We start from the raw sequence: 25,611 nt of genomic DNA, 5'->3' as shown, positions 1-25,611 counted from the left end.
AGGCCCGTTGTGGATTTGAGTGGCTTTGGTTGAATGTCGGGTCAGGGGTAGGAGAAGGCACGCCGACTGCATCATCGGCTCAAATTCCGAGTCGCTTGATGGTTACGATGAACCAATGACGCGCGTCCTCGACCCGCAACGTTATTCTCCGGGCCCGGTGATCGCGGCCAGCACGGCCCTGCTCTCACTGATGTCCGTTCTGGGCGGCCTGCTCTTGGCTAACAAGGCTGACCCTCCCTTCCTGGCCCTGGACAACGGATGGCATCAGTTTGTCGAGACGCTGCAGAGCCCCGCGTGGGACGGCATCAACGAGTTCCTTAATCTGGCTGGCTACCGCGGAATCTACGTGCTGCACGCCTGCCTCGTCATCGTTCTCCTGGTGCGCCGAAGGCCCCAGGCTGCCGTTTTCTCCGTTGTCGCTGCCGCCTCTGTGGCACTGCTGACCCAACTGATCAAGGCGGGGATTGGCCGCGGCCGTCCCTCTAACACCATCGTCCTCACTGATACAGGTTCATTTCCCTCAGGCCATGTGTCCGCCACGGCAGCATTTCTGCTGGTGGTTGCACTCTTGATCGGACGGCTCTGGATGTGGCTCCTGGCCGTTCTGGGAACACTCACCATGATGGTCAGCCGGACGTACCTCAGCGCGCACTGGCTGATGGACACCTTGGGTGGTGCATTACTCGCTGCTGCGGTGGTGCCCCTGGTCTGGCTGATATTTCAGGGCACCTGCGTTCGGGAAAACAGCGACGCCCGCAGGTTGCTTACTTGGCGTGCAAGGGCTTCGCGGCGCCAGCGAGCAGCAAGGCAACGAGGATCGGAGCGAGGATAGCAAGGAGTGCGAGGTGGATCCCCGTAATGTCCCCGAGATATCCGAGCAAGGGCGGGCCCGCCAGGAACGACATGTAGCCGATCGTCGACACCACGGATACCCGTGCCGCAGCATGGCGGGGATCATCGGCCGCGGCTGACATCCCCATGGGGAAGGCCAGTGCGGCTCCCACTCCCCAGAGTGCGGCCCCAGCCGCCGCCAACCACACGTTGCCCGCCAAGACGAAGAGACCCAGGCCGGCGGCTGCCGCGGCCATGCTGGCTCTTAGCACCGCCACCCGGCCAAAGCGGTCGATAACCATGCCGCCCGCAAACCGCATGGCAGTCATGGCCAGGACAAATACCGCAAAGAGCAATGCGCCGGTGGACTCGGTTGTACCAAGGCCGTCGACTGATGCCTTTGCAATCCAGTCATTGCCTGCACCCTCGGTCAAGGTAGCGCCGAGCACCACCACGCCAATCAGGAGGGTCCGCCCGTCACGCCAGGCAGAGGGTCCCTTTGCTGGCTTGGGCTCGCCATCTGCTGGCCGCTCGGCCGCGATATGGGGAAGGAAGTAACGGGGCACCACCAGGGTCAGAACGGCAACCAGGCCGGCGATGACCAGGAGGTGTACGGGCAGGCTCACGCCGAGGTTTGACAGAGCGGAACCGATCAGGGCTCCCACAAAAGCACCGCCGCTGAAAGCCGCGTGGAACTGGGGCATGATGGTGCGTTTAAGCCGGTGCTCGACGTCGGCCCCTTCAATGTTCTGGGCGACATCCCAGAGTCCAATGCCCATTCCGAAAAAGAACAGGGCCAAGGCGGTGGCCGGTACAGACTCTGCCAACAGGGACAACGCAACAGCTGCGCCGGCCAATGCGGCGAGGATCCCGCTGGCACGAACTGTATTGGCGGTCCCGATCCGGCCGACAACCCAGCCTGCTGTGGGCAGGGCGATCAGCGAGCCAATGGCCGTACACAGGAGCAGCGTGCCCATCTGGCCAGATGTCAGGTGCAGGATTTCGGTGACAGCGGGGATCCGTGCCGCCCAGCTGGCAAACACCAGCCCATTCACCCCGAAAATCAGGAAAGTAGCGACCGATGCCGCTCTAAGGCTGGGGGCGGTTGCGATGTTGACGCTCATACAGTCACTACTTTCACCGAGTACGTTTCGAGTTGTGCGAGTTCTTCAGGAGTGAGGATTCTGTCCGTGACCAGGACATCGACTGCCGGCAGTGCGGCTACGAGGGCAACAGCGTTACCGTTCCACTTTGAGCCGGCGCAGGCAACCACTACCCGGGCCGCCGACTCCAGCCCCGCGCGCTTCACGGCGGCGTCGTCCACGTCGTGGGCCAGCAAGCCGTCCTTGAAGTTCAAAGCGCACGGGGTCACCACGGCCGTATCGAAGCGCAGGGAGCGGATGGTTCTTTCCGCCAACGGTCCACGGAAGGAGAACTCGCCAGGAATCAGGCTTCCACCTGGGAGCAGCAGCGCCGGGCGGTGTCCGCTCTGCCAATCGTCCACCGCCAGTACGTTCACGGACCGCAAGGACATGGGCATCAACGTGAGCTCACGCTGGCGCAGTTGACGGGCGATTTCCGTCGCCGTGGTTCCACTGTCCAGCCACACATGTTCGCGATCGCCCAAAAGCGATGCGACTCCAGCCGCAATCCTGACCTTTATGGCCTGGTCTTCAAGTTCCCGCTGACCATAGCCGGGGTTTTCGCCTCGAAGGACAAGGCTCTTTGCGCCGCCGTGGATCCGCCGGAGAACACCGTGTCCTGCCAGCACCTCAAGGTCCCGACGGATGGTGGCTCCTGAGGAGTTGCACTCAGTGACGAGCTCCTCGACGCTCACCTCATCCCGCGTTCGCAAAAGCTCTGCGATGAGACGATGTCTTTCTTCGGTCTTCACGCTCAAATGATAGTCCTTAGTGATCATTTAGTCACACAGAGTGGGGTTTTTGCACCGTAAGCTATTCCTATGGCTGAGGAATTGTTCAAGGACGGCAAGCTCTCCGGAACCGGCGAATACGTCGACGGCGAGAGGCAGGGCCGGTGGAAGTTCTACTACCGTAATGGCCAACTAAAGGCGGACGTCGCCTATTCCAAGGGCCAGCTCGACGGCGACTGCACGTGGTACCGCGAGGGCGGCGGTTTGCTGCAGCGGGGCGCTTTCCGTGACGGCCAGCAAAACGGTTTCTGGCAACGCTGGCACAGCACCGGTGAGCTGATGGACGAAGGAAGGTACGACGTCGGCCGCAAAGTAGGTGACTGGGTGACCTACGCCCCCGATGGATCCGAGACCAAGCGCAAGACGTTCAAATAAAACCCTCCCTCACCTTTCGCCGCAAAAGACCAAACCCTCCCTCACTAAGTGAGGAAGGGTTTGGCAAAAAGCTGCGAAATGTGAGGGAGGGTTGGGGCTAGCGGACGCGTTCCACGCGCTTTTCATCCCAGACAGGTGCCTCAGATTCGTACACCTTGCCGTCTGAGCCGAATACAAGGAAGCGGTCAAAGGTCCGTGCGAACCAGCGGTCGTGGGTGACTGCCAGGACAGTTCCTTCGAAATGGTCGATCGCGCGCTCAAGAGCCTCGGCCGAGTGGAGGTCGAGGTTGTCGGTGGGCTCATCGAGCAGCAGCAGCGTGGCTCCCGAAAGCTGCAGCAGCAGAATCTGGAACCGTGCCTGCTGCCCGCCGGACAGTGACTCATACTTCTGCTCAGACTGTCCTGCCAAGCCGTAGCCGTCCAGCGCACCAGCAGCCGCTTCACGGCCTAATCCCGAGCGGTGCTCGTCCCCGCGGTGCAGGATCTCCAGCAGGGTTTTGCCCAACAAGTCCGGGCGTACATGCGTCTGGGCGAAGAATCCGGGCCGGATGCGGGCGCCGAGTTTCACCGTTCCCTCGTGCGGAACCTCGGCGATCTCCACCTCTGAGACCGGCAGGTGTTCACGCTCAGGATCTGTACCCCCTGTGGCCAGCAGCCGCAGGAAATGGCTCTTGCCCGAGCCGTTGGACCCGAGAACACCGACACGGTCCCCAAACCACACCTCGGTGGAAAACGGCTTCATGAGGCCTGTGAGTTCAAGGCGTTCGGCGACAATGGCACGCTTGGCCGTCCTGCCTCCCTTGAGCCGCATCTTCACGTTCTGCTCGATGGGAAGGGCTTCGGGAGGGCCAACTTCCAGGAATTTTGCCAGTCGGGTCTGCGCAGCGTGGTACCGGTTGGCCATGTCAGAACGAAAGGCGGCCTTGTTCTTGTACATGTTGACGAGTTCTTTGAGCTTGATGTGCTCCTCGTCCCAGCGTTTGCGCAGTTCCTCGAAGCGCGCGTTCCGGTCAGCCCTCGCATCGACGTAAGAGCCGAAGCCGCCTCCGTGCACCCATGCGCCGGCGCCGTTGATGCCCGGTTCAAGGGTGACGATACGCCCGGCGGCATTGTTCAGGAGCTCACGGTCGTGGCTGATGAAGAACACTGTTTTTTTGGACTCGTTGAGTTTGCCTTCGAGCCAACGCTTTCCCGGGACGTCGAGGTAGTTGTCCGGTTCGTCCAGAAGCAGCAGTTCGTCAGGACCAGCAAAGAGGGCCTCCAGCACCAGTCTCTTTTGTTCGCCCCCTGACAGGCTCGACGCCGGGCGGTGCTGCGCCCGGTCAAAGGGAAGTCCCAGGGCAGCCATGCAGACCTCGTCCCAGACGGTTTCGACGTCGTAGCCGCCTGCATCTCCCCAGTCCACTATTGCTTGGGCATAGCGCATTTGGGTGGGTTCGTCGTCGAACTCCATCATTGCCAGCTCGGCTTCATCCACTGTGCGGGCGGCCGCCGCCAGAGCTGGTGGTGCCGCGGATACCAAAAGGTCACGAACGGTCGAATCGTCACGGACCTGGCCTACAAACTGCCGCATGATGCCCATATTCCCGGAGCGGCCAATGACTCCTTCATCGGGGACCAGGTCTCCGGCAATGATCCTGAACAGCGTGGTTTTCCCTGTGCCGTTAGGCCCGATCAGCGCAGTCTTACTTCCATCGGGCACTTTGAAAGTGACACCGTTGAGCAGTTGGGTGCCGTCGGAGAGGAAGTAATCAATGCCGGATACGTCAATATGAGCCACAAAAGCAATCTTCCCATGCCCCATTGCTGCGCTTGATCCGGTTGCCAACCCTCCCTCACGTTTCGCAACGAAAAGCCGGATCCTCCCTCACTTCATGAGGGAGCGTCGGCTAAAAACCCGCGAAACATGAGGGAGCGTCGGCTAACAACCCGCGAAACGTGAGGGAGCGTCGGGTGGTTAGCGGGCGGCGGTCAGGAATTCCTTCAGCAACGGACCCGAGGTGGTCGCACCAAGGCCGCCTTCCTCCACAAACACTGCGACGGCGAGGTCCCCGTGCACAGCAACGATCCAGGCGTGCGTCTTCGGCGGATTCTCCTTGCCGAATTCGGCTGTGCCGGTCTTCGCGCCCACCGGTGATCCCGGAACGTCCATGAGGAATCCGGCATGCCCAGAGGTCACTACCGCCCGCATCATGTCCGCCAGCGCTGTCGCTTCCTCTTTGGTGATCGGTTTATCGGCGGTTTTTGCAGGTGGCGGGGCGTCGGAGGCGGACGACGACGGTGTGGCGGCTGCCGCCGTCGGGCTTCCGGAAGCCGCGCCGCCCGGGACGGCTGCGTCAGCGTTGAGAACCAGTTGCGGTGAAACGGGGGAGCCCTTGGCTACAGAACCAGCCATCACGGCAGCAGACAGCGGGGACATGAGAATCTTGCCCTGGCCGATCATGGACGCCGCGTGTTCGGTACCTTCGGCCGCGCCTGGGACGGAACCGAGGAAGGCGTCCACCCCCAGCTTCGGTGCTTCTACGGCCACACCCAGTGAAGTGGCCGCCGACTCCAGCTGGGCCTGACTCACAGAGTCCCTGGCCGAGATGAAAGCAGTATTGCAGGAGTGGGCGAACGCGTCCCGCAGGGTGACAGACCCCAAGGACTCAGCGGGATAACCCTCGGCGTTTTTGAAGGTCCTGCCGTCCACGGTCAGAGTAGGTGTGCATTCCACCTTCGAATCCGGCGTCATTCCGTTGCGGAACATGGCCAGGGAATCCACCATTTTGAAGGTTGAACCCGGAGCGTATTGGCCCAGCATGGCGGTGTTGTAACCGTTGCTGCCAGGACCCGAAGCGGCGGCAAGGACAGCACCGGTCGAGGGGCGGAGCGCCACGATGGCGGATGCCGGTTGAATTTCAGCCAGGATCCCTTCGGCCAGTTGCTGCAAAGACGGGTCAAGGGTGGTCTTCAGTGGCGTGCCAGGTGTCGCTGGAATGTCGAAGACGGTTCGGCGGGGATCAGTGCCCGCCGCTCGGATCTCCTCAGCGGTTAGGTCTGCCTTCTGGGCCCGGATGATCACTCTGTCCGTTCCACGCAACAGAGCATCGTACTGCTGCTGCAGGCCTCCGGTCCCGGTCACGTCTCCGGCTGTCAGGGCGCCGCCGGATTTTTCAATCTGTTCAGCATTGGCTTGCCCCACCGTGCCCAGTAACGCCCGGGCGAAGGTGCGCGTAGGCGCGAGCGGCATGCTTTCTTTGATGGCACGCGCGCCGGGAATCGCGGAGATCTGCGCATCTGTGACAGTCCTGCTGGCGTCGTCACGCAGGGTGATGGCAACCACGAAAGCCTCAGCACCGGCAGCCTGCACCTGGCTGACGAACGCCGCGGAATCAACTCCCACCAGCTCAGCGAGCTTTCCTGCAGAGACCGCGGGATCCCCACCGGCGAGCTGTTGCTTGTCTATGCCAACGTTCACCACAGGCCGGGAAGTAACCAGCGGGGCATCACCGGCGCCAAGAATATCGGCGCGTTGAGGTGATTCGGTGGCCTTGGTGAGAATCTCGCCATCCACCAAGTCGGGCACCAGAAGCGCTGGCTTCCAGACAGTTAGCCACGAGTCGCCGGATTTCTTGAGTTCGGCCGTTACGGAATACTTCCATTCCGAGGCGCCGATTTTCCAGTTGTACGCCAGGGGGACGGTGGCGGTGTCTTCCTCCAGCTTCAGCTCACCGGTTTCTACGGCAGGCTTACCAGGCTCAAGTGCCTTGAAAACCTCGTGAAGCTGCTCGTTGGCGGCGGCAGCATCCTTGCCTTCAAAGGCAACACCCCCGACGTCGAGGGTTGAGATGGCGGACGCGAGCTGTTTTGCTGCGCCTTCCGCCCCTGCCCGGCCGTCGTCGCAACCCACCAACGAACCGCCAATAATGAGCCCGACAAGTGCCAGTGATATCTTCTGAATTTTCCCCACCGCGTCATTATGCCTGCTCACCCTGAGAATTGGGTTGTCAACTCGTTCGGACAGGCTTGTGTGGGCTCCATCAAAACGGCGGCAGGTACGTGCCGCGGCTACGGGCCGGTTGAGCCTTCCAGGACTTCCGCGTCCCGAAGTTCGTCGTAGGTATCACGGGCGTCAATGATGGCCGGCACGTTGTTCTCTGCCCATTCACGCAGTTGGCTTAGCGGTGCAAGCAGCGATTCGCCCAGGTCAGTCAGTGTGTAGTCCACTCTCGGCGGAACCTGCGCGTACACCTTCCGGGTGATGAGGCCATCCCGTTCCAGAGAACGAAGTGTCTGAGTCAGCACTTTTGGCGTGACCACATGGACCATCTTCCGCAGCTCGCTGAATCGGACGGGTCCTTCAGCCAGAACCTGGATCACTAAGGAGGCCCATTTATCCCCGATGCGCTGGAAAACCACCCGGGAAGGGCAGTCCGGGTCCAGGACGTTGGCAGCCTGCGGGTTGGTTTCCAATCGGATACTCAGTTTCTTTGAAGGTCTCTGTATCAAAAAGATACTTTTGGGGCTGTTCGAGAGTACCAAAACTAAGGAGCGTCATGAAAATCGCAGTCTATGGAGCCACCGGCATGGTCGGAAGCCAGATCGTCAATGAGTCTTTGAGCCGTGGGCATCAAGTGACCGCCGTTTCGCGGAGCGGTTCAGCCGTCCAAGGTGCGTCGGCACGCTCCGCTGATCTCGCTGACCAAGCCGCCTTTACCCAAATTGTTGAAGCCCACGACACTGTGGTCCTGGCTACCGGGCCGAGCCGCACCGGGGGAGACCACTCAGAATGGCTCGATGCGATGAACAGCGCCTACGCCACTGCCGCCGATACGCGACTGCTCATCGTCGGGGGCGCCGGCGCCCTTGAGATCGATGGGGTAAGGCTCGTGGATTCGCCCGATTTCCCCGAAGCCTACAAGGCGGAAGCACTCACCATGGCCGCGGCGTATGAGGCAGCCAAAGAGGCCCCTGAGCACGTGGACTGGACGGTTCTGGCCCCGGCTCCCCTGATCCAGCCAGGTGAGCGGACCGGGGAGTATGTGACTGACCTGGACACTCCGGCGGGCTCGCACATCTCCACCCAGGATTTCGCGGTGGCGATGCTGGACGAGATTGAAAACCCGAAGCACCGCCGCACCCGCTTCACTGCTGCAAACCAGTAATTCTTCGACGCCGCCGGTTCCGATCCCTTGGTTCCGCTAGCCCTACACAGCCCCCGATAGTTTCAGGAAGCCTGCCTTCCCAGAGAGGGCACCGGCAGTCCGAATATGTCTTTCAAGGCATACTTCGCTGCGTGGAATCCCGGCATACCCGTCACCCCCGGGCCCGGCGGCGTTGAAGACGAGCACAAGTACACTCCCGGGATCGGTGTCCGCCAAGGTACCGGACTGATGATGGGCCGCTTGATGATCCCGAAGACGTCAATTATTCCCGAACTGAAGTCACCGCCCACGTAGTTTGCATCGTAACTGGCCAGGTCCGCGGCCGTCGTTACCTTGGACTGGAGCACGACGTCACGGAACCCCGGCGCAAAACGCTCAATCTGGGCCACAACCCGTGCTGTCATATCCACAGTTGATCCAGCCGGAACATGGCAGTAGCTCCAGAGGATGTGGCGGCCAGCCGGGGCCCTGCCGGAGTCGAACCGAGAGGGCTGCGCCACCAGCACATAGGGCCGTTCCGGGTGCCGGCCGTCAGCCACGGCGGCTTCCGAGGAAGCTATTTCCTCTCGCGTCCCACCCACATGGACCGTTCCTGCGTCAGACAGTTCCGTGGCTGCCCAAGGAACAGGGCCTGACAGGATGAAGTCCACCTTGCACGCTGCATTACCAAACCGGAATGCTTCAAGGGAACGCCGATACCCCGGAGGCAGCCGGTTCCCGGCCATCCCCAGGAAGGCAGGTGGTGTCACGTTGAGGAGAACGGCCTTCGCTGAAGACAGCTGGTCCAGGGAGTCAATCCGCACTCCCGTTTCTATAATGCCGCCGTGTGCCTGGATGTCGTCTGTCATGGCCTTCACGATGGCCGCCGACCCGCCCACCGGAATCGGCCACCCCTCCACATGGGCCAAGGTAGCCAAAAGCAGGCCAGCACCGGCAGGCGCCAGGGACGGATGCCTGCCAACCGCATGAGCGGTCGCTCCGGAAAGAAGCGCCGGCGCCAGGTCTTCCTGAAATCTCCTGCCCCAGAGGGGTGACCCCTGCTCGAGCGTCCGTAATGCGAGCACTGCGGCGGCCAGCGGATGGCGTGGCACCCGCAGGAGGTGGTTCAGGGCGGTGTCCGTGACGCCCTCCACCATACGCACCAGCGGGCCCATGAGCCTTCGATAGGCGCCGCCGTCGCGTCCCAGCTCTGTTGCCGTCCGTTCCAGTGACCTGTACGCCAAGGCGACCCGGCCGCCGTCGAGCGTTGCACCGTACGACAACTCGGGTGTCTTCAGCTCGATCCGGGAAGAGAGCCCGAAGGCTCGAAAGAACGGCGAAGCCAACGCCATGGGATGGACGGCGGAACAGACGTCATGGAAGTGCCCTGTCTCCATCAGCTCGCTGGTCCGTGCCCCCCCACCTGCGGATTCAGCGGCCTCGTAGACTTTTACGCCGAGGCCGGAGCGGGCCATCATGACAGCTGCCGCCAATCCGTTGGGCCCTGAACCAACGACCGCGACGTCAGGCATTGCTTTTGTCCTTCCAACGGAGCACCGAAGCAGAGGGGCGGCCGAGATCCAGTCGCAGCCGGTCCGGGGCCCCGTCAAAAGGACCTCCGTGGGGATCATCCATGGCGTGCCTGCGGATGACGTCATAGTCGGGATACCAGATGTCCCAGCTCACCCTGATCATGAGGTAGCAGGTCGCCGCCATGTGCAGGATCACCGCGAGAACGTAATAGGGCATGTCGATGTTGTGCTGCGTGGACCCGTTGCTGGTGACTTGGCCGAGGTACATCCAGATCGCCGCCCAGTGGAGTCCCTCGATGGCCTGCCAGATGAGGAAGTCGCGCCATCGAGGCCGGGCAAGTGCCATGAGGGGTATCAGCCAGAGGACAAATTGCGGCGAGTAGACCTTATTCGTGAGGACGAACGCGGCCACGATGAGGAAGGCGAGCTGGGCGATCCTTGGCCGGGTGGGTGATGACATTGCCAGGAGGGCAATCAGGAGGCAGGCCAAGAAGAACAAGCCCAGTGCCATCGTGTTGATGGTCCCGGGTTCCAGGGGCTGCCAGTTGAGCCGTTCAGCGATCAGGTTGTACGCAAACCACGGGGAGCTGTAGCCGGCCGGCCGGTCCTCGGTGAAGTCATAAAAGTACCTCCAGCCGGACGGGTTCATCCCGGCAACGGGCAGGTTGACAGCCAGCCAGGCAGTGGCTGCTGCTCCCGTCGTGACCAGAAGCGGCCTGATCCGGCCAGTCCGCAGGGCGAGCAACAGGATCGCGCCCAGGATCAGGAGCGGATACATTTTGGTGGCCGCGCCCAGGCCAATGAAGATTCCTGCCAGCACCAGCCGGTCCCGGGCAAAGAAATACATGGCAAGGGCCAGCAGTCCGACGGCCCACATGTCCCAGTTGATCAGCCCGGACAGGATGATTCCGGGTGCCAGGGCAACCATGGCGGCGTCCCACGGGCGACGGCGGGTCATCCGTGCCGTTGCGAGCACGACGACGATCCATACGGCAATGATCAATGTCGCGTTAACATCGAAATAACCGAGGATCCTGGCATCATTGACTCCCGCACCGGGAATCATCAGGGCGGTGATACCGGCAATCAAGCCCGTCAGTACCGGGTACTCGAAGGAGGAACCTTGCGTGAAGAACGGAAAGACACCGTCACCCAGCCCTCGGTTCCTGAACAGCTCCGGGAAGTCCGAGTAGCACGTTGAATAGAACTGTCCGGGTGTTTCCCAGCCGTTGAGGCGGCAGTGGTTCTTGATGAGGACACCGGTTAAGGCCGCCGCCACCGTGAGGATGATGAGTACGCGTTCCACGGTAAAAAACCCAGGGGATACGACGCCGGGGGCTGACCGGGTGCCCATAGGGCCACCGATGAGTTCGGTGAAGTTCCGCAGCAGGAGGTCGCTTCGGCTTGGAATGACCAGACGCGCCCTTTTCGGCCCCGCCGGTTGCTTGATCTCCTGCATGTGTTCGAGCTTACCGCTGGAGGGAGCGGTGGCTAGGGACCCGGTTGTACGGGGCCAACGCCCCCCGTATATGCTCGTTTTAATCAGTCAGCCTCAGGGGGCTCCACAATGTCACGCCAACTTTCCCATGAAACCGGACCCGTTTCCGGGCAAAAGGGGCGCCGGTCCTCAGAGCTTCACAGAGTCCCGGCGTCGTCCAATGGGAGCCCATTGTCGCGCCCATGGCTCAGCCCTGTGGGGGTGGGGTTCGCAGCCTTCCTCGTGGCCTTCCTTGGTTCATGGATTCCCTCATTTTGGGACGATGAAATTGCCACAGTTTCATCAGCAGGGCGTTCGCCTGCCGAGCTGTTTACGCTGCTCCAGTCCGTTGACGCTGTCCATGGAACCTACTACCTCTTCATGCATGCCTGGACCTCTGTCTTCGGTTTCTCAGAGCTGGCGCTTCGTACGCCATCGGCCATCGCCGTAGGTCTGACCTGCGCGGTAACCGTCCTTATTGGACGCCGTCTTGGTTCCGAAAGCATCGGAATCGCCAGCGGCCTCGTCCTGGCTGTGCTCCCACGGATGGTGTGGTCGGGAACGGAAGCACGGCAGTATGCGATCTCTGCCTTACTGGCGGTGGTTCTCACCCTCCTGCTGATCCGGGCGTGGGAATCGAACCGCAGCATCGACTGGGTCCTTTACGGGGCGTGCGCTGCTGTGGGGGTATTCGTTTTCATGTTCTTTGCCCTCGCGGTCGCCTCTCATGCTGTGGCGGCACTCCTCCTTCGCAAACGGATCCTTGGAACGCTCATCACGTCAGCAGGGATCGGGCTTTTGGTACTTCCCTTCCTGCTGTTTGCGTTGACTCAAAAGGCGCAGGTTGACTGGATCCAAAACCGATCGTTCCTGCAGAACCTGAGCGCTGCTGCTGTTAAGCAGTTCTTCTACGGCGACGATCGCCCCACCGGAAACCTGCCTCCCACATGGATTCTCGCGGCAGTTGGGCTGCTGGGAGTTGCGCAACTCGTCCTGATCATCCTCGGCATTGTCGGCTTGGCCCGAGGCGACCGGCAGAGCGATCAGCGGACGCTCCTGGTGTTGTGCCTTACAACAGTGATCCTGCCCGTGACGGGTCTCCTGGTGGTCAGCCTGATAGCCCAGCCCGTCTACGTAGCCCGGTACCTGACCTTTACGGCTCCGGCCTTTGCGCTCCTCGTCGGACTCGGCCTGGACTATGTCAGGCGCAATCAGCGCCGGCTGCTGCCTCTTGCCGTGGCCGTTGTTCTCGGCGCCAGCCTGGTTCCGCAGTTGACCCTGAAGAGCGTTGTGAACGAACCCCAGGACACGGAACGCGATATTGCGGCAATCATCGGCAGCGAGACTCAGGGACCTGCTGCTGTGGTTTATGAGCGGCCGGACTTACGGGATGTCTCCATTGCATACCCCTCAGCTTTCCGGCCACTCGCGGACCTGTCCCTGGCTGCATCTCCAGCGGAGTCGGGCACCCTGTGGGGTACCAATAAAGAAGTTACGGCGGCTGCGCTTTCGGGGCGCGGTCATGTGTGGTTCGTCGGTGCAGGCGGTGGATCGGTCCCTGATCTAAGGGCATTCAGCGATGCAGGATGCTCCTCCACGGAAGTAAAGAGCTCCCAGCGGGTGCTGCTACTTTCCTACAACTGCCCGCCGCGTTAAGAGGCCCAGGCGTTAAACGGGGGGAGCCCACGCGTTGCCGCGTGGGCTCCTGGCGGATTGGTTCCGATGTGAATCATCAGATCCTCCTTCAATGGCGTAATCCGTTGAACTCGTGTCCGTTGTACTGCGGGCGGTCCGCACCGGCATCATCGGTTCAGCGGTTCACATGCATCATGTACATAGCGATCAGGACATCTTCCCTGTTCTTGTCGAGCTGGTCGCCGTTGAACAGAGTCCGTTCGTTCCGCGACGGGATGCCGATCATCGAGAAGAATTCATCGAATAACTTGGTCATGCAGATCACCTCCTCTCATTTACTCGAACTCAAAGTCCCGGACAGGCTGCCCGGAACTTGATTTTGGGCGCACCAATTAAAGCCTCTTAATTCACAAAGGAATTGGCCGGAATTGGGCAAAGAAATGCCCGATAGGGCAAGTAATTGCAAATAGGGAAACTACCCGTGGAATATGGATGCGAAAGACCCAGGGGAAGCTGGTTCCGATTCAGGAGGAATTGCGCAGCCGCTTAATACCGAGGGGTAGAGCCACTGCTACCGGGCATCCCCAAAAGAAGAAGCAGGGGATCTATCAAGGTCCTGGCCACTGGGGCCAACGGACACTAGGAGACAGTCACTCCCGTATGAGGGCGGGCGTGGGCAGCAGAGGCTGGGTTCGCGGCGACGGTCATCTTCCATCCGCTAGTCAAAGTAATCATTTTTCCCAACCTCCTTTTCTGCTGTGCCGTAGCTCCAACCGACTTCGTTGGGCTGCGCGCGCCTTGACCCTGGCAAGACGCACTGGGGCCATAAATAAAATTACACTAAAGACAGATCATTTGACCAGTCGAATTACAGACTTCTCTAAAGTTATTCCGCAATTCACTCATTTGACCCCGTCAAAGGGCCTGGAAACTACTGCTTAGAGGCCCCAGCGGACGACGGCGGGGGTCTTCTTGTCCCAGCCCAGCGTGCAAACTTTGGCTGTGCCCAAGAGGAAGTGCCGGCCGTACTGGGCGTCAAGTCCCAACCAGCGCGCAGTCAGGATCCTGGAGAAGTGTCCGTGGGCCACAATGAGCACGTTGTCCAGGCCGGACTCCAGTACCCGGGCAACGATCTTGTCCGCACGGGCAGCAACCTGATCCAGTGTTTCCCCGTTGGGAACTCCATGGGTCCAGATCAGGTAGTCGGGGTTGTCCTTGCGGATGAGGTCCGAACTGATTCCTTCGTAGTCTCCGTAGTCCCATTCCACAGCCAAGGGTTCCTGCTTCGCGTCCGGAAAGCCGGCAAGCTCAGCAGTGCGGCGTGCCCGCCGGAGGGGGGAAGTGAGGACCAGATCGAAGTCGACGCCGTCCAGGGCCTTCCGCGCCTCCACCGACTGCTGCTCTCCTTCAACGGTCAAGGGAAGGTCAGTGAGCCCCGTGTACTGCCCGCTCTTGGACCATTCGGTCTCCCCATGACGCATGATCCACAGTTGGGGACGGGGAGTGTTGAATTCTACGTTCACTTAAGACTCCTCGGTTGGGACATGGTCGACGTCGGCGGGAACAGGGGGGAGAGCTTCTGGTTGAGCCTCCCACCACTTCCGCAATTTTTCTGCAGCTTCATCTTGATCCAACGGACCGTGCTCCATCCGTTCCTCCAGCAGGAACTTGTAAGCGCGGCCCACCACCGGACCGGGCTTCAGACCAAGGATGGCCATGATCCGGCCACCGTCAAGATCCGGGCGAACCGCGTCGAGGGATTCCTGTTCCCGCAGGGCAGCAATCCTGGCTTCGAGATCGTCGTAGGCGAAGGCAAGCCTCTCAGCCTTGCGCTGGTTCCGGGTGGTCACGTCCGAACGAGTGAGTTTGTGAAGCCGATCCAACAACGGACCGGCGTCCGTCACGTACCGCCTCACGGCGGAATCGCTCCAGCCGGCCTCTCCATAGCCGTAAAAGCGCATGTGCAGTTCCACCAGCCGGGCCACGGCCTTGATGGTGTCGTTGTCAAAGCGCAGAGTCTTCATCCGTTTAGTGGTGAGCTTGGAACCCACCATGTCGTGGTGCCGGAAGCTCACCGCGCCGCCCGGTTCAAAACGGCGCGTAGCCGGCTTGCCGACGTCGTGCATCAGGGCAGCAAACCGCAGCACGAAGTCAGGACCCGGCACAGGTCCGTCGGGGCCATCCTCCAGGGACGCTGCCTGCTCAAGGACCTGGAGGGAATGCTGGTAAACGTCCTTATGCCGGTGGTGCTCATCTGATTCCAGTCGAAGAGCAGACACCTCGGGGAGCACAAACTCAGCCAGGCCGGTCTCCACCAGCAGGTCCACACCGACGCGCGGCTGCGGGCCGCAAATCAGCTTGACGAGTTCGTCCCGGACGCGTTCAGCCGAAATGATGGTGATGCGCTCCGCCATCCGGGTCATCGCGAGGCGGACGTCGTCGTGGACTGAAACCCCAAGCTGGGAGGCAAATCGTGCGGCTCGCATCATGCGCAGCGGATCATCGGAAAAGGATGTTTCGGGCGCACCCGGCGTGGCCAGCAAAGAGGCATGAAGATCCCGGACTCCGCCGAAGGGATCGACGAGCTCCAGGGAAGGCAGGCGAAGCGCCATGGCGTTGATGGTGAAATCGCGGCGCAGCAGATCGTCAGTCAGCGATGAGCCAAAGGCGACCATAGGCTTTCGGGATTCGGGATCGTATGCCTCGGCCCGGTAAGTGGTGATCTCTATCTGGAAGCCCGCTTTGCGCAGTCCGATGGTTCCGAAGGCACGGCCGATTTCCCAGAAGTTGTCGGCCCATTTCCGGATCAGGGCAATGGTCTGATCCGGCGTCGCGTCAGTAGTGAAGTCAAGGTCCGGCGAGGAACGGCCCAGGAACAGATCACGAACCGGGCCACCCACAAGGGAAAGTTCGTGACCTGCGTCGACGAAACGCTGGCCGAGCTCCAGGACCACCGGGTCCACCTTAAAATCAACGGTGTGGAAGTCAGTCGTGTGATGTGCGTGCGCCATAGTTACTTAAGCTTGGCAGAAAATCTTCAGCATTCTTCATCGAAGTACTGAAACATGCAGTAAAAGAGCAGGTGCAGGACCCCCATCATCTGGCTTTGTCGAAAGTTTGCGGGTGCGGATTCCGTCACATCCAGTCCACTTTCCTGTCATGTTCCGGTCATCACCACGGGGCAAGAGTCGTTAGAGTGGACGTTATGGCCCATCCCGTACCGAGCGCTCCCGGCAGGAGGACGAACCCACCGTTGCCGTCGGCAATCGGTGCGCACGTCGCGCCCGCGCCGCACTCGGCACCGGCCTCGCTGCCGACCGTCGAAGAAATCTCCGCTGGCGGCGTTGTGGTGGACACGTCCGACGGCGAACTCAGGGTTGCGATTATTGCCCGCCTGAACCGCGGCGGTCGCCTCGAATGGTGCCTGCCGAAGGGGCACCCGGAAGGCAAGGAAAAGAACGAGGAAGCTGCTGTCCGTGAAATCGCCGAGGAAACCGGAATTGACGGGATCATCCTGGCACCCCTGGGCAGCATTGATTACTGGTTCACAGTCAGCGGACACCGCGTCCACAAAACTGTCCACCACTACCTCCTGAGGGCAACAGGAGGAGAGCTGACCATCGACAACGATCCCGACAAGGAAGCTGTGGACGTCGCATGGGTGCCCATTACTGAGCTTGCCCGGAAACTGTCCTTTCCCAACGAACGCCGCATTGCCGACCTCGCTAAAGAAGTACTGCCGGAACATCTCTGAGAGCCCTGTGACTCATGCCATCCACCCCCGCTGACAGGATTACCCTCTTGCGAGTGAGACGATGAAGGCAATGTCAGCAGTCAAACCAGAACCCGCCGAAGGCGGATCAGCGCACGCAGGAGAAGCCCGTTCCAGCGCCATCATGGCGGCCGGTACCCTTATCTCGCGCTTTTTGGGCTTCGGTAAGACGTGGATGCTGGCTGCGGCGCTGGGACTGGGCTCCACAGTCAACGACACCTTTATCAACGCGAACAATCTGCCCAACCTTATTTTTCTCCTGGTGGCCGGCGGAGTCTTCAACGCGGTCCTTGTTCCGCAGATCATCAAGGCCAGCAAGGCTCCGGACAGGGGAGCGGACTACATCAGCCGCCTGCTGACCCTGGCTGTTCTCGTCCTCCTAACTCTGACCCTCCTGGTGACACTCTTCGCACCGGTGGTCATTGATCTGACCACGCAGAATTACTCCCCGGAACAAAAGGCGCTGGCCATTTCCTTTGCCTTCTGGTGCCTGCCGCAGATCTTCTTTTACGGGCTGTATGCGCTCCTGACCCAGGTCCTGAACGCCAACGGGGCCTTCGGTCCGGCCATGTGGGCTCCCATCCTTAACAACATCGTCGCTATAGCCGGCCTCGGCATGTTCATCTGGATCCTGGGTCCGAACGTCGACAACCCCCACACCTTGGAAACCTGGGGACCGTTCCAGACGTTCCTGGTGGCCGGCTTCTCCACCATTGGCGTCGTCGCTCAGACGCTCATCCTCATGATTCCGGTGCTGAAGCTCCGCCTCGGACTGCGACCCCGATTCGGCTGGAGGGGTGTAGGACTGGGGCAGGCAGCAAGGCTCAGCGTATGGACGCTCCTGACTGCCGCCGTCGGGCAACTCGCCTTCCTGTATGTAATGCGTGTTGCCACCATCCCCGGCGCTGAACGCCTGCGCCTGGAACAGGCGGGGGATCCGGCCGCAAACAGGCTCCCTGGCAACGCCATCCTGGAAGTGGCCAGCCAGCTGTACCTTCTTCCGCATTCGATCATCGCCCTGTCGCTGGCCACAGTGTTGTTCAACCGCATGACCAGGGCGTCGCAGGACGGAAATCGTGCGGCGCTGCGTGATGCCCTGTCCCACGGTTTGCGCACCATGGCCGTGGCCACGGTATTCGGTGCCCTCGCGCTGTTCGCCCTCGCCGGCCCCTTGGGGATGTTCTTTTCCGGCGGCAAGGAGCAGGACGGCGTAATGCTCGCCCAGACGCTTACGATCCTGGCCCTCAGCACACCTTTTATGAGCGCCAACTTCATGATGTCCCGGGTCTTTTATGCCAACGAGGACGCGCGGACGCCCTTCCTTATCCAATTGGTTCTGGCACTTGTCAATGTGGTTGCAGCTTTCTTCATCCAGTTCCTTCCTGCCGATCAGATCATCTTCGCCATCGCCATTCTGTACACGGGCGGCAACATCCTCTCGGTCATGGTCAGCGCTGCCTTCCTTCGCCGGCTCCTGGGCCATCTGGACGGTCCGCGTGTTGCCAATTCATATATCCGGATGGGGTACGCGGCGCTGGGTTCCGCCCTGACCGGGGCTGTGGCACTTTGGCTCCTGGGAAGCTACCAGGAAGACGGATTCGCATGGAGTGGCCGGATCGAGGCGCTGGTGACCATCGTCGTCGTCGGTCCGGTAATGCTCGTGGCGTACCTTTTCCTGCTGAAGATATTCCACGTCTCCGAGTTGCGGGATCTCCTGCGGCCACTGCTCGGCCGTCTCGGCCGGGGCCCGGCCGCAACGCCCGCGGCTCAACGCACAACGTCAGCCGGGCCGGACAGGGCCACCGTCTCCGTGGACACTGGCTTGATTCCTCGCATTTCGGGAGAGTTCGATTCTGCTTCCTTCCGGGCAGGCCCGAAAATGGAACATACCGACGATGATGCGGAAACCAGATACCTTCCGGCGGAAGAAATGCCCAACACCGCCCGCGGCAGCATGGTCCGTCAAGAGATCCCCCTGCCGGGCCGCAGAACCTACCAGGGAACGGCCGGACACAACCCGTATTTCCGCACGCGCAGGAAAAAGAAATAAAGGACCGATGCTCTGCCTGGCCCTGATTCCCACGGCAATTGGAAGGCATCGGCTAGGATCAGAAGCTAACAAGGGTAGTTGCCAACCAAGGATCGACGGACGTTCCGGATGATCCGTGATCACTGAGGGGATCATTCTGGCCAGCGCTTCCCGGACAGTCTAGGAGGAACCAGTGTCCCACCCGATCGACGTCGGATCAGTACTTGGCGGCCGCTACAAGGTCACCGCAACAGTGTTGACCTCTCACGACCAGGATCTGGTGCTGGATGGTGTGGACCAGGTTCTCAACCGTCCAGTCAGCATTTTGGTCGCCGGGCAGGGCAACGCCGACCAGGTGGCTCAGAGCGCACGTGAGGTGGCCACCGGTGAACGCCCCGGAAGCGTCCAGATCCTGGACCTTGGCGTCAGCGATGCAACCACCTACCTGATTACCAACCACACCTCCGCGGCGGATCTGCTCGATCTGGTGGTGGCGTCCCATGCCCCCTATGTGGAACCGTTCTTTACGGACACCCTGGGTAGTGAGATCTTCGGCCAGCCGCGGTCTAAGGAACCTGAGACTTATGACGGACTGTACGACGACGAAGAAGTCGACGCCGGGGTCATCAACTACCAGAACCTGAATCCGGCCGCCCCGCAACGTCCCGCAACCCAGCCCTCGGCGCCTCCCCGTCCGGCCCGTCCGGCATCTGCTCCCTCAGCCGCTCCCTCAGGGCGGACAGGTGCCAGCGCTGCAGGTGCCGCCGCCGCAGGAGCCGCCGCAGGGGCAGCCGGACTTGGCGCAGCTGCGGCATCCGGTCGTGGTTCCGCACCTGGAGCTTCACAGACACCGCGCACCACTTCACAGCCAGAGGCCCCGGCGTCACCTCCTCATTCCACCGTGTCCCAGCCCGTTCCGGCGGGTAACGGCCGGCAAGAGCCTGTCACCGAAGCTGCTTCGGGGGTAGCCAATGCACCCGCGGAGTCCCCGAAAGTGTCTCTCTGGGCTGAGGATGACTACGATTATCCCGCCGGATCCAACAACGACTCATACGATGATGTCGGTCCGGATTCACACAACGACTACGTGGCCGCGGGTTCGACGCAGGATGCGGACCGCGACTACTACGACGACGAGCCCAAGGGCGAACCACGTTCGCTGCGTTGGCTCGTGGGAGGACTGCTGGCCGCCGTGTTGATTGTGGGGCTGGTATTCGCAGTGGGCAATCTGGGCAGCCTGTTCAAGTCGGAACCCCAGGCTGATTCCACATCGGAGCCTGTGGCTACGGCTCCCCAAGCATCAGGGGAACCTACCCGGACCGACAACGCCGTGCCAACCGGTCCTCCCGCTGTTGAGGGTGTGACCCGCCTTGGCAGCTTCGACTTTGCAGCGACATACGACGGCGACCTATCCAAAACCTTCGACGGCAATGCGGCCAGTTACTGGTCCGACATGGAGTTCGCCACCGACAACTGGGGCGGTTTGGCCACGGAAGGCGTTTCACTGGTTGCCAAATTGAAGAGTCCGTCTCGGATTTCGTCGATCACGCTCAGCCAGCTGGGGGCCTCCGGCGGAAGCATCAGTGTATTCACGAATGACCGTCCCTCCCTGGATGGGGCCAAGCAGGTAGGAACGAACAGTTTCACCTCGCCGGACCTCACCATCCCGCTCTCTGAACCCGTCAACGCCCAGTACGTGATTGTGTCTATCAAGACCCTTCCCAAGCTCGCTGCGCCGAAAACCCGTTTCGGCTACGGCCTCCGGCTCGCTGAAATCAAGGTCCAATAGCCTGCTTTATCCAATAGCCTGGTTCAAGCGCGTTTCAGCGATTCATTAGCCGCGCCCGGTCAGCAGCCGATTCCGGTAATACGAATCAACGCCTTGCCCACCCGGACGGTACCCTGAATGGTGGCTTATCCCTGGTATGGGGAGTGCCCGGAATATTCATTAGGAAGATCGAGTTGTGCCATGTGGCCGGCCATAAAGGCGGGCGCATCGACTAAGGAAGAGGTTCACCGTTCAGTGAGCAACGCAGAAAACGCCACGTCAGACGTGCGTGATGTCATCATTGTCGGCTCGGGCCCTGCTGGTTACACCGCCGCGGTCTATACGGCACGTGCCAATCTGAAGCCGTTGCTTTTGGCGGGATCCGTCACCGCTGGTGGCGAGTTGATGAATACCACTGACGTTGAAAATTATCCCGGTTTTCCCGAAGGCATCATGGGCCCGGACCTCATGGAGAACTTCGAAAAGCAGGCTGCCAGGTTTGGCACGGAAATTCAGTTTGAGGACGTTACTGAATTGGCGCTCGACGGCGACATCAAGACCGTGACCATCGCCACGGGGGAGACCTTCCGCGCCCGGGCCATTATTCTTTCCACCGGGTCGGCATACCGGGAACTGGGTCTTCCCAATGAAAAACGGCTTTCCGGACACGGTGTCAGCTGGTGTGCAACCTGTGATGGTTTCTTTTTCAAGGATCAGGACATTGCGGTCATCGGCGGCGGTGACTCTGCCATGGAAGAAGCACTCTTCCTGACGAAGTTCGCGAAGTCCGTCACAGTCGTCCACCGGCGGGACACCCTGAAGGCATCCAAGATTATGGCCGACCGGGCACTCGCTCACGACAAGATCAGCTTTGTCTGGAATTCAGCTGTACAGGACATCGTGGGCGAGGCGAAGGTCACCGGCCTGAAGTTGAAGAATCTTGTGGATGGAACAGAGTCGGACCTGGCGGTTACTGGAGTGTTTGTCGCTATCGGTAACGATCCCCGGACAGAACTCATCAAGGACTCCTTGGAACTGACCCTCGAGGGCACTATTGCCGTGGAGGGCCGCAGCTCCAAGACCAGCATTCCGGGTGTTTTCGCAGCCGGCGACGTAGTCGATCCGACCTACCGACAGGCCATCACAGCCTCGGGGTCCGGCTGTGTTGCTGCAATTGATGTTGAGCACTACCTCGCAGATTTCCAGGCCTGAGATTCAGACGTTTCACGGCGCCGCTACAAGTTAGGGAGAAAGACAAGGTATGAGTAACGCAAAAGACGTAACAGACTCCAGTTTCGGCACAGATGTATTGGCCTCAGAAAAGCCGGTTATTGTCGACTTCTGGGCAGAGTGGTGCGGCCCCTGCCGTAAGCTGAGCCCCATCTTGGATGAGATCTCGGTGCAGTACGGGGAAAAAGTTGAAGTCGTCAAGGTGAACGTGGATGACAATCCCGCAATCGCCGCGGAATACGGCATCACCTCGATTCCCGCTGTCTACCTGTTCCAGGACGGCGAAGTGAAGAGCACCGTTATCGGCGCCAGGCCGAAGCAGTTCTTTGAGAAGGAATTTGCGGACGTCCTGTCCTGACCCACAAAGCAGAGTTGGCAGAAAGCGGCCCCCTTATGGGGGCCGCTTTTTTTGTGCCTGCCACGGAGCATCGATCAAGCGCCCGTGTTGGCCCGTGGGAGTTTTCTTCTGATATTCAACAGATTCCTGTTGTTGCTTTGGTGTCTTTTCTTGGGAACAGAACCTGGCGTCTCGACAACCACGAGTAGCCAGGTTCCTCATAGAATCGGCTACACTCTGCCGGGGAAGAGCCCCTGTTTTCCGGGCCTTCAGCTTGTTTCGTCTATCCGGGGTCTTCTGGGCCCTGGCAACTGAGCCTTCATCCGTTTGCAAGGTAATAGCTGTACTTCGGCGACACGTTGTCGAGCCGCAAGGCATCAATCCATCGTTTCACGTGAAACATTGGATTCCCTCTCTGAACCGAATCCGTTGGCCTTGCGAGGAGAACAGCTCTTAATCTGTTTACTTCAGAAAAACTGAGATGAGTCTGGCGCGGAACAGGGGACAGTTAACCACTGCGCCGCTTGGCCAACTTGGTAGGTTGCCATACGGAGTTACATGCCTAGTCACCTTGCTCCTATCCCACGGCTCCCTTCGAGCCACTTGACGTGCGCTTCCCAAGCTGGAGCTCTGGCCGCGCACAAAAATTCCGACTTCTACTGCAGACCACTTCACGATGGAGCTGCGCTAATCCTTCGAACGAGGGCGAACAGCAACCAGGTTTCACATACAGAACCCAAACCTGATCAGGTCACATTCCAGAGTGCAACCGGAAAACCTGGACGAGATGGTTTCACGTGAAACGCGCTTCTGAGTGCAACAACCGCCCCACCTTCTGCGCGTATCGGCAACTGTGGCCGATTAGGCTCCAGAGGCTGGACACCCAGTAACGGAATGAATCCATGCCGGCGGGTTGTTGGGCCAGCGGTGTTTGGTGTTCGAGAGAGAGATTCGCTGGATTGTCGGGAGTCACACGATTAATTGGCGGGTTCACTGTATCCCCAATCGAACTTGAGATTGTGGGAATGATCTCGACGTACGGGGTTTCCGGCTAGGTGGCTTTCAAGCACTAAGTCTCCTTGCCGGGGAGTAGAAACCACCAAGAAATGAGACTTTCGGTTCCTTTGCAACCGTGGCGCTCCATCCCTTCACTCGAGTCCGGGAGTTATTAACAGAAACTTCAGCAGTAGGGGAATACGTCCCAGGGAATCACTTCTCGTGTATGAACTCCTCGTGGGCCTTCGGGGGTGCCTCCGTTACCCATAGACGGGGTAATCGCAATCGTCCCGGCTAAGTCCATCGCATTTAGCGGCATCGCTCGCTATGAATCTTCTCCACTGGCCTTCATACGCTAACTGAAGTGTTTCACGTGAAACATCAACTGCAACCGACTATCACTCCTTGGAAAGGCGCTAAGCATGTTTCACGTGAAACATTGAAGGATCGACCCTCCGCGGGCTGAACTTCCTGATTCAAGCCTCGGGTCCATGTTCACAATTAATGTGGTTATCAGCATTGGCCAGGAACCAAGGCGCTCGACCACGGAAACAGATGGCATAACAGCCGAGAAGACATTCAAGGCGATCATCGAATCACACCGGCAGCGGGTGTGATCAGTTCGGTACGCCTAACGCCATTAGCATCCATACTTCGGGGAGCCGGGAGGACGAGACAGACACCGAATGCCCAAGCCCAGCCAGGTGTACATTCACAACTTCCACAAACGACGTTGTTCAGTTGAGCGTGATTAACGGACCAGACACAATCAGCGGCGCCGGTATACTGTATTTGCGGCGTACCCGATGTGGACATCTCTTAGCCAAACGACGGCTACGATTGCTATCTCACGGGAGTAGCGCTCCGCTGCAGCCGTCCGACGAAGTTGACCCATGATGACTCACCAGGAAACCACGACTCTTGGACCAGAGTGTTTCACGTGAAACCGAACGTCGACTGACGTAACCGACGTCGTCGGCGGAAAAGCGAAGGGTAGAAGAAGAGCACATCAATCATCCCCAGACCCCGGCTACCACCCGACAGCCCCCAGGCCAGGAGAGTCGGAACCACCCATCTGCTTGCTTCCGATCATTTGACAGTCAGCTGCTCTCGCCATAGGGCTAGGTGCGCGAGCCATTGGGTTCAGCTAGACCACAGGGTTGGCGGCAGTTAGGCAGCGATAGTCCGAGCTGCCTGCCTAACTCCTCAAGGTGCATACAGCCGCAATAGAACTCGGCTCATCGCAGCCTCATAGTAGGGGTTGGCGAAGCAACTGACGCGCACTCCAGGTGTCGGCGGCATGCCCGACCGCAAGCACGTCTGTTTCTTACGAGCCCAGGGAAAGTGACGCTGCGTTCCAGGCCAAGTCTTGTTCCTTGCTTGCAAGGAGCTGAGTCATCATGACCGACGACAATATTTACTGTGGCGAGCACAAGGGACTCTGACTCTGACCGGACAGCAGGGAATTTTTGACGACATTTTTTGCCGTTCCTCGAGAGGGCAAAACGTCAAATTGGGAAGCGGTCGGCACTTCACGGACTGGAGTATTCCACAGTTCATCCAAAAGTTATCCACAGCGTTACCCACAGGTGGAAGTGGGGAAATTCACAGGGCATGATGTCGTTCGGTTAGTCCGCACCACTCCAGATTCTCAAAGCACCGTAGCGTTCCCGAAGTGCGGCGCAGCAGCTGCGGGTAGCAGAATGGGTTCATCGGCAAGGAGGCATACCGTGCAGACGCGAGAAACCACCGTTTTCAGGCGTCTTTTCATTCGTATCTGGATCCTATGACTGGTGGACCAGGTTTTCAGAGTCGTTTCACGTGAAACATTCGCAGGAATCGGAAATCGGTACCGAAGGCAGGACGCATCAGTGTCAGTCGTGACGCACGGACCCACGAGTACAAGACGGCGGGACTGCGTCCTTGTCCACAAAGTTATCCACATGGATATCCACCGCGATATCCACCGGCATCTGAGTTGTGCACACCCCGCTCTAGCGGCTCGGCCAGGTTCAAGCTGTTATGATTTTTGAGCCGCTGAGCATACGAAGAGAACAGCAAGATTGAACCCACACCCCAAGTGCAAGGTGGACATCGTGTACAAGGATAGGAATCTCGGAGCACGGAATCCGCCACCCTCAAGTGGATGCCACACCACATTCAGACCCAGTGGTCCGATCCCACAGGGGACGCTGGCCTAGTCGCTTACGATCAACAACGAAGCCCCAGTACACCATCGGACTGAGTCGACTCTTGTAGTCGTTAGAAGCCATGGCTGTAGGGGTTGGCGCACGACGCTCCACGGTGGCACATACCAACTTGCTGTTCTGGCGGGAGGCACTATTGGTCATTTGCATTCGTTGCCGCCACGCACCCGGGGGAGCGACCAAGTCCTCCAGACCGGGACCGGGTCAGCTTTGCCGCTGTGAAAGCTCTCTGTGTCCTCAATGATTATTGACAGCGTTCAAGTAGTCTTCATGGCTGGAGGGAAGATCCTCGTGACAGCTCTGTCCCGGTCACCTTAACGGGGACTATTACTAGCGCCGCCTGGCTACGGCCGGGTCTGCGTG

20 protein-coding genes are annotated in these 25,611 nt (G+C 60.0%); 10 read left to right on the top strand and 10 right to left on the bottom strand.

Going from position 1 to position 25,611, the window contains the following annotated elements; genetic code table 11:
* Positions 1 to 115: 115 nt before the first annotated feature.
* The gene (locus tag MU551_RS06535) at positions 116 to 832 is read left to right on the top strand and encodes a phosphatase PAP2 family protein (protein WP_247041776.1); all 717 of its coding nucleotides are present in this window, start codon (positions 116 to 118) and stop codon (positions 830 to 832) included.
* Here the strand turns inward: MU551_RS06535 and MU551_RS06530 are convergent.
* Positions 765 to 1,955 carry an MFS transporter gene (locus MU551_RS06530; protein WP_247041768.1) on the bottom strand — a complete coding sequence of 397 codons (1,191 nt, stop codon included), beginning with the start codon at positions 1,953 to 1,955 and terminating at the stop codon, positions 765 to 767. The two genes, MU551_RS06535 and MU551_RS06530, sit on opposite strands and share 68 nt — an antisense overlap.
* The gene (locus tag MU551_RS06525; RefSeq protein ID WP_247041766.1) at positions 1,952 to 2,725 is read right to left on the bottom strand and encodes a DeoR/GlpR family DNA-binding transcription regulator; all 774 of its coding nucleotides are present in this window, start codon (positions 2,723 to 2,725) and stop codon (positions 1,952 to 1,954) included. Before MU551_RS06525 ends, MU551_RS06530 begins: the two co-directional genes overlap by 4 nt.
* Before the next feature lie 69 nt (positions 2,726 to 2,794).
* On the opposite strand from MU551_RS06525, the gene MU551_RS06520 reads away from it, so the two are divergent.
* Positions 2,795 to 3,139: a toxin-antitoxin system YwqK family antitoxin gene (locus MU551_RS06520; RefSeq protein WP_247041764.1), complete on the top strand. Its 345-nt coding sequence runs from the start codon at positions 2,795 to 2,797 to the stop codon at positions 3,137 to 3,139.
* 97 nt (positions 3,140 to 3,236) lie between these two features.
* Here MU551_RS06520 and MU551_RS06515 read toward each other — a convergent pair whose 3' ends face one another.
* From MU551_RS06515 to MU551_RS06505, 3 genes are all read right to left on the bottom strand, one after another.
* Positions 3,237 to 4,919, bottom strand: a complete 1,683-nt coding sequence (locus MU551_RS06515) for an ABC-F family ATP-binding cassette domain-containing protein (protein WP_247041762.1) — start codon at positions 4,917 to 4,919, stop codon at positions 3,237 to 3,239.
* 177 nt (positions 4,920 to 5,096) lie between these two features.
* Positions 5,097 to 7,091 carry a penicillin-binding transpeptidase domain-containing protein gene (locus tag MU551_RS06510; RefSeq protein ID WP_247041759.1) on the bottom strand — a complete coding sequence of 665 codons (1,995 nt, stop codon included), beginning with the start codon at positions 7,089 to 7,091 and terminating at the stop codon, positions 5,097 to 5,099.
* Positions 7,092 to 7,189: 98 nt separating this feature from the next.
* Positions 7,190 to 7,594, bottom strand: coding sequence for a winged helix-turn-helix transcriptional regulator (locus MU551_RS06505; protein ID WP_247041757.1), 405 nt, complete (start codon positions 7,592 to 7,594; stop codon positions 7,190 to 7,192).
* Between the two features lie 83 nt (positions 7,595 to 7,677).
* On the opposite strand from MU551_RS06505, the gene MU551_RS06500 reads away from it, so the two are divergent.
* Entirely contained in the window at positions 7,678 to 8,286 is a 609-nt protein-coding gene (locus MU551_RS06500) for an NAD(P)-dependent oxidoreductase (RefSeq protein WP_247041756.1), read from the top strand.
* A gap of 62 nt (positions 8,287 to 8,348) precedes the next feature.
* On the opposite strand, the gene MU551_RS06495 is transcribed toward MU551_RS06500, so the two are convergent.
* Positions 8,349 to 9,797, bottom strand: coding sequence for a phytoene desaturase family protein (locus MU551_RS06495; RefSeq protein WP_247041754.1), 1,449 nt, complete (start codon positions 9,795 to 9,797; stop codon positions 8,349 to 8,351).
* Positions 9,790 to 11,256, bottom strand: coding sequence for a glycosyltransferase family 87 protein (locus tag MU551_RS06490; RefSeq protein ID WP_247041752.1), 1,467 nt, complete (start codon positions 11,254 to 11,256; stop codon positions 9,790 to 9,792). The genes MU551_RS06495 and MU551_RS06490 overlap by 8 nt, the downstream gene beginning before the upstream one ends.
* 210 nt (positions 11,257 to 11,466) lie before the next feature.
* Here MU551_RS06490 and MU551_RS06485 point away from each other — a divergent pair, with 210 nt between their 5' ends.
* Positions 11,467 to 12,930: a glycosyltransferase family 39 protein gene (locus MU551_RS06485; RefSeq protein WP_247041750.1), complete on the top strand. Its 1,464-nt coding sequence runs from the start codon at positions 11,467 to 11,469 to the stop codon at positions 12,928 to 12,930.
* Positions 12,931 to 13,084: 154 nt separating this feature from the next.
* Here MU551_RS06485 and MU551_RS06480 read toward each other — a convergent pair whose 3' ends face one another.
* The 3 genes from MU551_RS06480 to MU551_RS06470 form a co-directional block, all read right to left on the bottom strand.
* On the bottom strand, positions 13,085 to 13,225 hold the full coding sequence (locus MU551_RS06480; protein WP_247041748.1) for a hypothetical protein: 141 nt from the start codon (positions 13,223 to 13,225) through the stop codon (positions 13,085 to 13,087).
* Between the two features lie 622 nt (positions 13,226 to 13,847).
* Entirely contained in the window at positions 13,848 to 14,390 is a 543-nt protein-coding gene (locus MU551_RS06475; protein WP_247041842.1) for a histidine phosphatase family protein, read from the bottom strand.
* A 42-nt stretch (positions 14,391 to 14,432) separates the two neighbouring features.
* A complete protein-coding gene (locus MU551_RS06470; RefSeq protein WP_247041745.1) occupies positions 14,433 to 15,920 on the bottom strand; it encodes a CCA tRNA nucleotidyltransferase in 1,488 nt (495 codons plus the stop codon).
* Positions 15,921 to 16,114: 194 nt separating this feature from the next.
* Here MU551_RS06470 and MU551_RS06465 point away from each other — a divergent pair, with 194 nt between their 5' ends.
* From MU551_RS06465 to MU551_RS23290, 6 genes are all read left to right on the top strand, one after another.
* A complete protein-coding gene (locus tag MU551_RS06465) occupies positions 16,115 to 16,663 on the top strand; it encodes an NUDIX hydrolase (protein WP_247041744.1) in 549 nt (182 codons plus the stop codon).
* 61 nt (positions 16,664 to 16,724) lie between these two features.
* A complete protein-coding gene (murJ, locus tag MU551_RS06460; RefSeq protein WP_372489805.1) occupies positions 16,725 to 18,731 on the top strand; it encodes a murein biosynthesis integral membrane protein MurJ in 2,007 nt (668 codons plus the stop codon).
* A gap of 172 nt (positions 18,732 to 18,903) precedes the next feature.
* Positions 18,904 to 20,499, top strand: a complete 1,596-nt coding sequence (locus tag MU551_RS06455; RefSeq protein WP_247041740.1) for an ABC transporter substrate-binding protein — start codon at positions 18,904 to 18,906, stop codon at positions 20,497 to 20,499.
* Between the two features lie 234 nt (positions 20,500 to 20,733).
* A complete protein-coding gene (trxB, locus tag MU551_RS06450; protein ID WP_247041738.1) occupies positions 20,734 to 21,690 on the top strand; it encodes a thioredoxin-disulfide reductase in 957 nt (318 codons plus the stop codon).
* A gap of 49 nt (positions 21,691 to 21,739) precedes the next feature.
* Positions 21,740 to 22,066: a thioredoxin gene (gene trxA / locus MU551_RS06445; RefSeq protein ID WP_247041736.1), complete on the top strand. Its 327-nt coding sequence runs from the start codon at positions 21,740 to 21,742 to the stop codon at positions 22,064 to 22,066.
* Between the two features lie 1,466 nt (positions 22,067 to 23,532).
* Positions 23,533 to 23,658, top strand: coding sequence for a hypothetical protein (locus MU551_RS23290; RefSeq protein WP_281506929.1), 126 nt, complete (start codon positions 23,533 to 23,535; stop codon positions 23,656 to 23,658).
* The last annotated feature ends 1,953 nt before the right edge of the window (positions 23,659 to 25,611 follow it).

This window comes from Arthrobacter rhizosphaerae (genome assembly GCF_023062595.1).
Taxonomy (GTDB): Bacteria; Actinomycetota; Actinomycetes; order Actinomycetales; family Micrococcaceae; genus Arthrobacter; species Arthrobacter rhizosphaerae.
The sequence above is the reverse complement of the archived record's forward strand: the minus strand, read 5'-3'. Positions and strand labels throughout refer to the sequence as shown.

Coding starts and splice junctions, on each gene's coding strand:
- MU551_RS06480 (WP_247041748.1), bottom strand. CDS start 13,225: ATGACCAAGTTATTCGATGAATTCTTCTCGATGATCGGCATCCCGTCG.
- MU551_RS06490 (WP_247041752.1), bottom strand. CDS start 11,256: ATGCAGGAGATCAAGCAACCGGCGGGGCCGAAAAGGGCGCGTCTGGTC.
- trxA (WP_247041736.1), top strand. CDS start 21,740: ATGAGTAACGCAAAAGACGTAACAGACTCCAGTTTCGGCACAGATGTA.
- MU551_RS06520 (WP_247041764.1), top strand. CDS start 2,795: ATGGCTGAGGAATTGTTCAAGGACGGCAAGCTCTCCGGAACCGGCGAA.
- murJ (WP_372489805.1), top strand. CDS start 16,725: ATGAAGGCAATGTCAGCAGTCAAACCAGAACCCGCCGAAGGCGGATCA.
- MU551_RS06500 (WP_247041756.1), top strand. CDS start 7,678: ATGAAAATCGCAGTCTATGGAGCCACCGGCATGGTCGGAAGCCAGATC.
- MU551_RS06535 (WP_247041776.1), top strand. CDS start 116: ATGACGCGCGTCCTCGACCCGCAACGTTATTCTCCGGGCCCGGTGATC.
- MU551_RS06475 (WP_247041842.1), bottom strand. CDS start 14,390: ATGCGTCATGGGGAGACCGAATGGTCCAAGAGCGGGCAGTACACGGGG.
- MU551_RS06495 (WP_247041754.1), bottom strand. CDS start 9,797: ATGCCTGACGTCGCGGTCGTTGGTTCAGGGCCCAACGGATTGGCGGCA.
- MU551_RS23290 (WP_281506929.1), top strand. CDS start 23,533: ATGTTCACAATTAATGTGGTTATCAGCATTGGCCAGGAACCAAGGCGC.
- MU551_RS06465 (WP_247041744.1), top strand. CDS start 16,115: ATGGCCCATCCCGTACCGAGCGCTCCCGGCAGGAGGACGAACCCACCG.
- MU551_RS06470 (WP_247041745.1), bottom strand. CDS start 15,920: ATGGCGCACGCACATCACACGACTGACTTCCACACCGTTGATTTTAAG.
- MU551_RS06530 (WP_247041768.1), bottom strand. CDS start 1,955: ATGAGCGTCAACATCGCAACCGCCCCCAGCCTTAGAGCGGCATCGGTC.